1 protein-coding gene is annotated in these 1,412 nt (G+C 64.9%); it reads right to left on the reverse strand.

The genetic code is table 11. The features are described from left to right. The coding region (locus tag ACZ5CR_RS45180) for a phosphotransferase (protein WP_468869465.1) at positions 1–1,360 on the reverse strand (1,360 nt) is incomplete at its 3' end. Between the last annotated feature and the right edge of the window lie 52 nt (positions 1,361–1,412).

The raw sequence follows: 1,412 nt of genomic DNA on the forward strand, positions 1-1,412 counted from the left end.
AGTCGTCCTTCCAGCCGAGGGTGCATGCAATCGGAAGGCGTCTGCTCCAGCGGGCGAACATGCGCTGCCTGATCTCGGGGCGCGTCGGAGTGAGGTGCATGTGGCGCACCAGGTCGTACAGCGGATCGCCGATCATCGCCATCTCCCAGTCGATGAACGTCAGTCCACGACCTCGGTCACCGCCCTGACGTACCAGGTTCCACGGATTGAGGTCCCCGTGCAGAAGAGAGATCCGGCGCGGCGCCAAGTGGTGGCGGCTGAGGATTTCCTGCAGTCGGTAGCCGTCCGGCAACCCCAGTTCCCGAGCCAGCTTCTGTGGCTCCTTGGGAAGATCCAGGACAAGCCGCACCAATTCATTGCAGAGTTGATGGTAGAAGTCCGACTTGGGGGCGGTTGGATCCAGTCTCCTGCTGTCGATCCGCGTCAACGCTGCTAACTGGTCCACCAGTTGATCGGCCTCGTTGGGCAGCAGGCCGTCCACGGGGTGGTCGGGTGGCAGATCTCCGGCGCCCGGCCCCTCGTAGGAATGGATGGCGAACGGGTCATTCCAATTGCTCGTCCCCAGGGCCAGGACGCGCGGCGCCCACACCTCTACCTGCGACTCCTCAATGACCCTCAGCACCGCGTGCTCACTGAGGATGCTGCGCTCACGGCGGTCCGCCGAGGGCAGCTTGCGGCGCACCACGACCGGGAAGGGGAACGCGGCGACCTTGACCACAGTGTTGAGGTGAGCCGTTCCCTTGAATGCCCGGGAACTCGGGGCAACCCGCTCGGCAACCAGGGCCTCAAGTACAGCCGTCCGGCGGAAATCAGGGTGCTCCGGCACGCGCTCGTTCGGTTCCCAGAAGATCGAGGTCACCTGACGGATTCCCTCGGCACGCCTCCCGAACCGGGCCGCACGCCAGCGGTAGAGGACGCGCTGGATCTTCTCGTCATCCGGCACCGTCGGCAACCGCAGTGGGACGGCCGCGTTCTCCAGTGCCGTACGCACTGCATGGACCGCCTCATCCAGTCCCTGCTGGTCGGTCACGTCCTCCAGCGACCTGGCAGCGCGCATCACATCCGGATAGACGGACTGGGCGCGTTCAAAGGCGACGTAGTGCACGAGGTCCTGGTCCAGGCCGTTGACCGCGCTGGGTCTGAGACGTCCCATCGCGTCCCTCCAGGCACTGACGACCTCATCCCACTGATGGTCGGGATAGCGCATACGGACCAGATGGGTGGCGAGATCGTGCAAGGGGTCGCCATAGGTGGCCAGTTCCCAGTCGACGCAGATCAGCGGTGGGTCACCGTCGAACGAGAAGATCACGTTGTCACGGTGCAGGTCCGTGTGGAGCAGGCTGTACGGGCGGTGAGCCATCTCCGGTACACGCTCCGCCAAACCCAGAAGAGCGTGCTCGGGGATGCCGAGG

The organism is Streptomyces sp. NPDC031274, from assembly GCF_055570235.1.